Source organism: Xanthomonas sp. SHU 199 (genome assembly GCF_000364665.1).
Lineage (GTDB): Bacteria > Pseudomonadota > Gammaproteobacteria > Xanthomonadales > Xanthomonadaceae > Xanthomonas_A > Xanthomonas_A sontii.
Map to the genome: position 1 here is coordinate 1 of NZ_AQOI01000092.1, position 8,463 is coordinate 8,463.

The following is an 8,463-nucleotide window of genomic DNA, read 5'->3' on the forward strand; positions in this document are numbered from 1 at the left end:
TCAGGCGCCGCTGGCGATCGAGGAAGACCCGCCGCAGCGCTTCGTCGACGGCGTGCGCCGCATCCTCGACTACCTGCGTGCCGGCGACGTGTTCCAGGTCAACCTGTCGCGGCGCTGGTCGGCGCGCTTCGCCGCGCCGCTGGCGCCGGCGGCGCTGTACGCGCAGCTGCGTCGCGCCAATCCGGCACCGTTCGCCGGCCTGTTCGTCGGACACGGCCGCGCCGTGGTCAGTTCCTCGCCGGAACGGCTGGTGTCGGTGCGCGGCGACGTGGTCGAGACCCGGCCGATCGCCGGCACCCGCGCACGCGCGCCGGGCGACGACGAGGCCGCGCGCATCCGCGAACTGGTCGGGCACCCCAAGGAGCGCGCCGAGCACGTGATGCTGATCGACCTGGAGCGCAACGACCTGGGGCGGATCTGCGCGCCGGGCAGTGTCGAGGTCGACGAACTGATGACCGTGGAGAGCTACGCCCACGTGCACCACATCGTCAGCAACGTGCGCGGCCGGCTGCGTGCGGGCACCACGCCGGGCGAGACGATCCGCGCCACCTTCCCGGGCGGCACCATCACCGGTTGCCCCAAGGTGCGCTGCATGCAGATCATCGCCGAGCTGGAGCAGACCCCGCGCGGCGCCTACACCGGCGCGTTCGGCTGGCTCAACCGCGACGGCGACATGGATCTGAACATCCTCATCCGCACCGCCGAGGTGGAGGGCGCGCAGGTGCAGTTCCGCACCGGCGCCGGCATCGTGTTCGATTCCGACCCGGAGCGCGAACTCGACGAGACCCGGGCCAAGGCGCGCGGCCTGCTGCGCGCGCTGGAGCCGTGAGCGGGGCCGCGCGATACCGGCCCATGCCGGCCGCGCGGTATCCTGCACGCCATTGAATTCGCTCCGAGGTGGTCGTGGCTTGGGCTAAACGCGGGTGTCTGACCCTGCTGGGGACATTGCTGGTGCTGGCGCTGCTGGTGGCCGCGGCCGGCGCCTGGTGGTGGCACAGCTATCGCGCCTTCGCCGAGCAACCACTGCAGGCGAGCCAGCCCAGCGTGGAAGTGGCACGCGGCGCCTCGCTCAACGGCGTGCTGCGCAAGCTGCGCGCCGCCGGCGTGACCCAGGGCAGCGACCTGCAGTGGCAGGTGCTGGCGCGGGAGCTGGGCGTGGCCGGCAAGCTCAAGTTCGGCGAATACGCGTTGCAGCCGGCGCTGAGCCCGCGCGAGCTGCTGCTGCGCATGCGCAAGGGCCAGGTGATCCAGTACCGCTTCACCATCGTCGAAGGCTGGAACGTGCGCCAACTGCGCAGCGCCTTGAACGCGGCCACGCCGCTGGTGCACACCACCACCGACCTCAGCGACAGCGAACTGATGTCTAAGCTCGGCCAGCCCGGCCAGCACCCGGAGGGCCGCTTCCTGCCCGAGACCTACCTCTACCAGCGCGGCGACACCGACCTGCAGCTGCTGCGCCGCGCGCATGCGGCGATGGACAAGGCGCTGGCCGAGGCCTGGGACGCGCGCGCCAAGGACCTGTCGCTGCAGTCGCCGGAGCAGGCGCTGATCCTGGCTTCGATCGTGGAAAAGGAGACTGGCCTGGCCGCCGAGCGTCCGCAGATCGCCGGCGTGTTCGTGCGCCGCCTGCAGCTGGGCATGAAACTGCAGACCGACCCGACCGTGATCTACGGCATCGGCAGCGCCTACGACGGCAACATCCGCAAGCGCGACCTGGAGACCGATACGCCGTACAACACCTACACCCGCACCGGCCTGACCCCGACCCCGATCGCCATGCCCGGGCGCGAGGCGCTGCGTGCCGCCACCAACCCGGCGCCGGGCGACAGCCTGTACTTCGTGGCCATCGGCGACGGCAGCGGCGCGCATGCGTTCTCCGCCAACTACGCCGAGCACAACGCGGCGGTGGCGCGCTACCTGCAGCGCCTGCGCCAGGCGCGCAGCGATGCGGCGGTGTCGCCATGAGCGAGGCCGTGCTGCGTCACCATCGCTTCGTCAGCCTGGAAGGCGGCGAGGGCGCCGGCAAGACCACCGCGATCAACGCGATCCGCGATGCGTTGCAGGCGAAGGGCCACGAAGTGGTGCTGACCCGCGAACCGGGCGGCACGCCGCTGGCCGAGCGCATCCGCGCGCTGCTGCTGGACAAGACCCCCGGCGAGGTCGCCGAGCCGCTGGCTGCCGAGACCGAACTGCTGCTGGTGTTCGCCGCGCGCGCGCAGCACGTGCGCGAGGTGATCCGGCCGGCGCTGCAGCGCGGCGCTTACGTGGTCAGCGACCGCTTCACCGATTCCAGCTACGCCTACCAGGGCGAAGGCCGCGGCCTGGATCGCGCCTGGATCGCCGACCTGGAACGGCGCGCGGTCGGCCTGCAGCCGGGCCTGACCCTGCTGCTGGACCTGGACGTGCAGATCGGCCGTGCCCGCACCAGCGGCCGCGATCTGTGGCCGGACCGGATCGAGAGCGAGCAGGACGATTTCTTCCAGCGCGTGCGTGCCGGCTTCCGCCAGCGCGCCGCGCAGGATCCGCAGCGCTTCCGCGTCATCGACGCCAGCCAGCCGCCGCAGGCGGTGTCGCAGGCGGTCGCCGCCGCACTGGCGGCGTGGGTGCAGCAGCAACAGGAGCCGACGCCATGAGCGACGTGCCGTTCGCGCCGTGGCAGCAGCGCGCCTACGACCAGACCGTGGCCGCGCTCGATGCGGGCCGCCTCGGCCACGGCCTGCTGATCTGTGGGCCGGAAGGCCTGGGCAAGCGTGCGGTGGCGCTGAAGCTGGCCGCGCACGTACTCGGTCAGGGCGAGCCTGCCGCGGCCCTGCGCAGCGCGCAGCTGATCGCTGCCGGCACCCATCCGGACCTGCAGCTGATCTCGTTCATCCCCAACCGCACCGGCGACAAGCTGCGCACCGAGATCGTCATCGAGCAGGTGCGCGAGATCTCGCAGAAGCTGGCGCTGACCCCGCAGTACGGCGTGGCCCAGGTGGTGGTGGTGGACCCGGCCGACGCGATCAACCGCGCCGCCTGCAACGCCCTGCTGAAGACGCTGGAAGAGCCGCAGCCCGGCCGCTATCTGTGGCTGATCAGCGCGCAGCCGGCGCGCCTGCCGGCGACCATTCGCAGCCGCTGCCAGCGGCTGGAGTTCAAGTTGCCGCCGGCCGACGAGGCGATCGCGTGGCTGCTGGCCCAGGACTTTCCCGAGAAGACCGCGCGCGAAGCGCTGGACGCCGCGCGCGGCCATCCCGGCCTGGCCGCGCAGTGGCTGCGCGAGGACGGATTGAAGCTGCGCCGGCAGGTGGCCGCGGACTTGGAACAGGTCGCCGCCGGCAAACTCGGCACGCTGGACGCCGCGCAGCGCTGGAGCAGCGACGCGCTGGCCGAGCAGCGCCTGGGCCATGCCGCCGACCTGGCGCTTGCCCAGGCGTCGCAGGCCGGCTTGACCGACCCGGCGCGATTGCACAAGCTGGCCGCGTGGTTCGACGCCGCCAATCGCACCCGCGATCTGCTGCGGACCACCGTGCGCGCCGACCTGGCGATCGCGGAACTGTTGCTGACCTGGCGCGATGGCGATCGCCCGGTCCGGAAAGGGGCACAACGATGAGCGCGATGAGCGGACGCCAGGGCATCCTGTCGCTGGCGGTGAAGGACAAGGCGGCGCTGTACAACGCCTACATGCCGTTCGTGAAGAACGGCGGCATCTTCGTGCCCACCCCCAAGCGCTACTTCCTCGGCGACGAAGTGTTCCTGCTGCTGACCCTGCCCGATTCCAGCGAGCGCCTGCCGGTGGCCGGCAAGGTGATCTGGGTGACCCCGGTCGGCGCCCAGGGCAACCGCGCCGCCGGCATCGGCGTGCAACTGCCGGACAACAGCGAAGGCGAGACCATCCGCACCAAGATCGAGACCCAGCTGGCCGGCATCCTCAACGCCGACAAGCCCACCCAGACCATGTAGCGGCCGCGCGGCGACGCCGCGCCACCGACATCGCAAGGACCCATTGACGCCGCGCGCCACAGCCCTATAATGTGCGGCTCGCGACACGGGCGGTTAGCTCAGCGGTAGAGCATTGCCTTCACACGGCAAGGGTCGCAGGTTCGAACCCTGCACCGCCCACCACGAATTTGAGCGTCAACGAAAAAGCCGGCCTTGTGCCGGCTTTTTTCGTTGTTGCGAGATGGAGTCTCTATCAGTAATTGCGTGCCTCACGCAGGCATTGAGGTTAAACGTAGTGATATCGCACTTGTGCAATCAGCAGGACGCCATGCTCGACCTTATAGACGATCCGGTGTTCGTCGTTGATGCGTCGCGACCAGTAGCCTGCAAGTGCATGGCGTAGCGGTTCGGGTTTGCCGATGCCCTGGAAGGGATCGCGTTGAATGGCCTTGATCAGGTCGTTGATGCGCTTGAGCATCTTTTTGTCGGCCTGTTGCCAGTAGAGATAATCCTCCCAGGCGTTGTCCGAGAACTGCAGCGTCACTCGCTCAGTTCCCGCGCCTTGCCGCGACCGGATTCTAGTTGGGCGATGGATTCCAGCAAGCGCTGCGCGTTCTTCGGGCTGCGCAGCAGATAGGCGGTTTCCTCCATCGCCTTGTAGTCCTCCAGCGAGAGCATGACAACAGCTTGCTCGCGGCTGCGCGTGATGATCACCGGCTCGTGGTTGTTGACCACGCGGTCCATGGTGTCCGCGAGAGCGGCACGTGCGGCGCTGTAGGTGATGGTGTCCATGATGGCTCCGAGTTGTACAATAAATTGTACGCTCGTACATATCCCTGTCAACGGGCGTCCGTTCGCCGGATGCATGGAGATTCTGGGTGGAGTCAGTGAGCGATGACCACTTGGATGCGACCGGCTCACGACCCGATCACAACATCGCTCGATACTGCACGCATGCCCGAAGGTCCCTCGATCGTCATCCTCAAGGAAGAAGCCGCCGCGTTCGCCGGGCGCAAGGTGTTGCGGGTGTCCGGCAACAGCAAGTTGGACCTGGAGCGGATGCGCAATCGCAAGATCCTGTCGCTGCGCAGTTGGGGCAAGCATTTCCTGATCGAGTTCGGTGCGTTCAGTGTGCGCATCCATTTCCTGCTGTTCGGCAGCTACCGGATCAATGCGCGCAAGGATGCGTCGGCGCGTTTGAGCCTGGGTTTCGCCAAGGGCGAGGAGCTGAACTTCTACGCATGTTCGATCAAGTTCATCGACGGTCCGCTGGATGCGGCCTACGACTGGACCGCGGACGTGATGAATCCCGACTGGGATGCGGCGCAGGCGCGGCGCAAGTTGCGCCTGCGGCCGCATACGCTCGCCGCCGATGCCTTGCTGGATCAGGATGTGTTCGCCGGGGTCGGCAACATCATCAAGAACGAGGTGCTGCACCGGATCCGCGTGCATCCCGAGAGTGAGATCGGCGCGCTGTCGCCGCGGAAGCTGGGTGAACTGGTGACGCAGGCGCGCGAGTACAGTTTCGATTTCTATCGCTGGAAGAAAGCCTACGAACTGAAGAAGCACTACCAGGTGCACACCAAGACGGTGTGTCCGCGCGACGGTCATTTGCTCACGTATCGCAAGCAACTCGGCAAGGCGCAGCGGCGCGCGTTCTTTTGCGAGCATTGTCAGCGGCGGTATGCGTTGGCAGAGGTGCAGGCCGAGATTTTTAAGTAGTCCGTCCTGCCTGGTCAGTAGGTTCGAGGATGCGGGTGCCTCAAGCAGGAATGCACAGGTGCACCTTCAGCTGGTACGACGTTGATCCAGGCGCTACTGCGGCGTTGACGCTTGCGACCTCAATGAAAATCCCGGCTGCGGATATCCAGGCCGAGCAGCATGGACGTCAGGTCTTCCAGGTGGGCGGCGATCAGGTGGCGGACCTTGCCTTCGGTCTCGACGCGGCCGCGCACCAGCAGCAGCCGGGATTCGAGCAGGGCCTGGCGCTGGCGTTCGGCCAGGCGCCGCCACACCACAACGTTGACCAGGCCGTGCTCGTCTTCGAGGGTGACGAAAGTGACGCCGCTGGCGGTCTGTGGGCGTTGGCGCATGGTCACCAGGCCGGCGATGGAGACTGCACTGGCATGCGGCAACGCGCGCAGCTCGCCGGAATGGCGGTAGCGGCGCGCGCGTAGCTGCGCGCGCAGCAGGGTCAGCGGATGCTTGCCCAGGGTGGTGCCGAGCGTCGCGTAGTCGGCGCGGATGTCTTCGCCCTGGCTGGGCAGCGGCAGCGCGACCTGCTGTTCGGGTGTGGCTGCGAGCGCTTCGAACAGCGGTCGCTGCGCTTCGACGCCGGCCACGGCCCAGCGGGCGCGATGGCGATGGCCGGCCAGCGCTTTCAACGCGCCAGCGTCGGCGAGGGCGGCGCGGGCCTTGTCGTCGAGCGCGGCGCGGTGGCACAGGTCGGCGAGGTCGTGGAACGGCGCCTGCGCGCGCGCCTGCTGCAGGCGCAGTGCGGCGTCCTCGGCCAGGCCGCGGACCAGACGCAGGCCCAGGCGGATCGCCGGCTGCACCTGCGGGTCGGGACTATGCGCTTCCAGGCTGCAATCCCAATCGCTGTAGCGCACGTCCACCGGGCGCACCTGCAGGCCGTGGCGGCGCGCGTCCTGCAGCAACTGGTCGGGGCTGTAGAAGCCCATCGGCCAACTGTTGATCAGCGCGCAGGTGAACGCCGCCGGTTCGTGGCACTTGAGCCAGCAGCTGGCGTAGGTGAGCAGGGCGAAACTGGCGGCGTGGCTTTCGGGAAAGCCGTAGCTGCCGAAGCCCTTGATCTGCTCGAAGATGCGTGCGGCGAATTCGGCGCTGTAGTTCCTCTCCAGCATGCCCTGCAGCAACTTGTCGCGATGTGGTTCCAGCCCGCCGTGGCGTTTCCAGGCCGCCATCGAACGGCGCAATTGATCGGCCTGGCCCGGCGTGTAGCCGGCGGCGACCACCGCGAGTTGCATCACCTGTTCCTGGAACAGCGGTACGCCGAGCGTGCGCTTGAACACCTCGCGCAACTCGTCTGGCAGATCGTCGGTGGCTTCCTCGCCGCTGCGCCGGCGCAGATACGGATGCACCATGCCGCCCTGGATCGGGCCGGGGCGCACGATCGCCACCTGGATGACCAGATCGTAGAACTCTTTCGGCTGCAGCCGCGGCAGCATCGCCATCTGCGCGCGCGATTCGATCTGGAACACGCCGATGGTGTCGGCGCGTTGGATCATGGCGTAGGTCTCAGGGTCTTCGGCAGGAATGGTCGCGAGCGTGTAGTCGCGGCCGCGGTGCGCGCGCAGCAGGTCCAGGGTGCGGCGTAGCGCGCTGAGCATGCCCAGTGCGAGCACGTCGACCTTCATCAGTCCGACCAGTTCCAGGTCGTCCTTGTCCCATTGGATCACCGTCCGCTCGGCCATGGTCGCGTTCTCCACCGGCACCAGCGTGTGCAGCGCATGCTCGGAGATGACGAAGCCGCCGGGATGCTGCGACAGGTGCCGTGGGAAGCCGATCAGTTGGCTGGCGAGCACCAGCAGCCGGCGCATCACCGGCGTGTCCGGGTCGAAGCCGCGTTCGCGCAGCAATTCCTGCGCCGACTCCACCGGGTCGCGCTGGCCCAGCGCGGACGACAGCGCGTCGACGGTGTCGCTGGGCAGGCCCAGTGCGCGCGCCACGTCGCGTACCGCGCTGCGCGTGTGGTAGCTGATCGCCACCGCCGCCAGTGCGGCGCGCTCGCGGCCGTAGTGGCGGAAGATGTACTGGATCACTTCCTCGCGGCGGTCGTGCTCGAAATCGATGTCGATGTCCGGCCGCTCCTTGCGCTCTTCGGAGATGAAGCGCTCGAACAGCATGCCGATGCGGTCCGGATCGATCGCGGTGATGCCCAGCGCATAACACACCGCCGAGTTCGCCGCCGAGCCGCGGCCCTGGCACAGGATGTCCTTGGAGCGTGCGAAGCGCACCAGGTCGTAGACGGTGAGGAAATAGGACTCGTACTTCAGCCGCTCGATCACGCCGAGTTCGTGTTCGATCAGGCGTCGTGCCTTGTCCGGCACGCCGTGCGGCCAGCGCTCGGCCGCGCCGCGTTCGGTGAGGATGCGCAGCCATTGCGTGGGCGTGTGCCCGGGCGGCACCAGTTCGTGCGGGTACTCATACTGCAGTTGCTCGAGATTGAAACTGCAGCGCTGGGCGATGCGCACGGTTTCGGCCAGCAGCGCCGGCGGATACAGCGTCGCCAGCGTGGCGCGCGGGCGCAGATGACGTTCGCCGTTGGGATACAGGTGGGCGCCGGCGTCGTGCAGCGGCAGGCGCTGGCGGATCGCGGTCAAGGTGTCCTGCAACGCGCGGCGGCCGCGCGCGTGCATGTGCACGTCGCCGCTGGCCACGGCGGGCAGTTGCAGGCGCTGCGCCAACTGTAGGCGCGCCTGCAGCAGCGCGGCGTCGTCGGGGCCGCGCAGCAGTTCCACCGCCAGCCAGAGCCGCTGCGGGAAGCGCGCCTGCAGCCAGGCGCCGTCCGCGGCGTCGTCG

9 protein-coding genes and 1 tRNA gene are annotated in these 8,463 nt (G+C 68.4%); 7 read left to right on the top strand and 3 right to left on the bottom strand.

The window, feature by feature from the left end:
* The 6 genes from D183_RS0104330 to D183_RS0104355 form a co-directional block, all read left to right on the top strand.
* Window positions 1–829 (top strand): aminodeoxychorismate synthase component I (locus tag D183_RS0104330; RefSeq protein WP_017907914.1); only part of this gene is annotated, 829 nt, incomplete at its 5' end.
* A 68-nt stretch (window positions 830–897) separates the two neighbouring features.
* Window positions 898–1,965: an endolytic transglycosylase MltG gene (gene mltG / locus D183_RS0104335; RefSeq protein WP_441365229.1), complete on the top strand. Its 1,068-nt coding sequence runs from the start codon at window positions 898–900 to the stop codon at window positions 1,963–1,965.
* Window positions 1,962–2,633, top strand: coding sequence for a dTMP kinase (tmk, locus tag D183_RS0104340; protein ID WP_017907916.1), 672 nt, complete (start codon window positions 1,962–1,964; stop codon window positions 2,631–2,633). Before mltG ends, tmk begins: the two co-directional genes overlap by 4 nt.
* On the top strand, window positions 2,630–3,592 hold the full coding sequence (locus tag D183_RS0104345) for a DNA polymerase III subunit delta' (protein WP_017907917.1): 963 nt from the start codon (window positions 2,630–2,632) through the stop codon (window positions 3,590–3,592). The genes tmk and D183_RS0104345 overlap by 4 nt, the downstream gene beginning before the upstream one ends.
* Window positions 3,589–3,942, top strand: coding sequence for a PilZ domain-containing protein (locus tag D183_RS0104350; protein WP_010342469.1), 354 nt, complete (start codon window positions 3,589–3,591; stop codon window positions 3,940–3,942). The genes D183_RS0104345 and D183_RS0104350 overlap by 4 nt, the downstream gene beginning before the upstream one ends.
* A gap of 87 nt (window positions 3,943–4,029) precedes the next feature.
* A tRNA-Val gene (locus D183_RS0104355) sits at window positions 4,030–4,104 on the top strand.
* A 103-nt stretch (window positions 4,105–4,207) separates the two neighbouring features.
* Here the strand turns inward: D183_RS0104355 and D183_RS0104360 are convergent.
* Window positions 4,208–4,465, bottom strand: coding sequence for a Txe/YoeB family addiction module toxin (locus D183_RS0104360; RefSeq protein WP_017907918.1), 258 nt, complete (start codon window positions 4,463–4,465; stop codon window positions 4,208–4,210).
* On the bottom strand, window positions 4,462–4,713 hold the full coding sequence (locus tag D183_RS0104365; RefSeq protein ID WP_017907919.1) for a type II toxin-antitoxin system Phd/YefM family antitoxin: 252 nt from the start codon (window positions 4,711–4,713) through the stop codon (window positions 4,462–4,464). Before D183_RS0104365 ends, D183_RS0104360 begins: the two co-directional genes overlap by 4 nt.
* 162 nt (window positions 4,714–4,875) lie before the next feature.
* On the opposite strand from D183_RS0104365, the gene D183_RS0104370 reads away from it, so the two are divergent.
* A complete protein-coding gene (locus tag D183_RS0104370) occupies window positions 4,876–5,643 on the top strand; it encodes a DNA-formamidopyrimidine glycosylase family protein (RefSeq protein WP_017907920.1) in 768 nt (255 codons plus the stop codon).
* A gap of 119 nt (window positions 5,644–5,762) precedes the next feature.
* Here D183_RS0104370 and D183_RS0104375 read toward each other — a convergent pair.
* Window positions 5,763–8,463: error-prone DNA polymerase (locus D183_RS0104375; RefSeq protein ID WP_017907921.1), on the bottom strand; the 2,701-nt coding region annotated here is incomplete at its 5' end.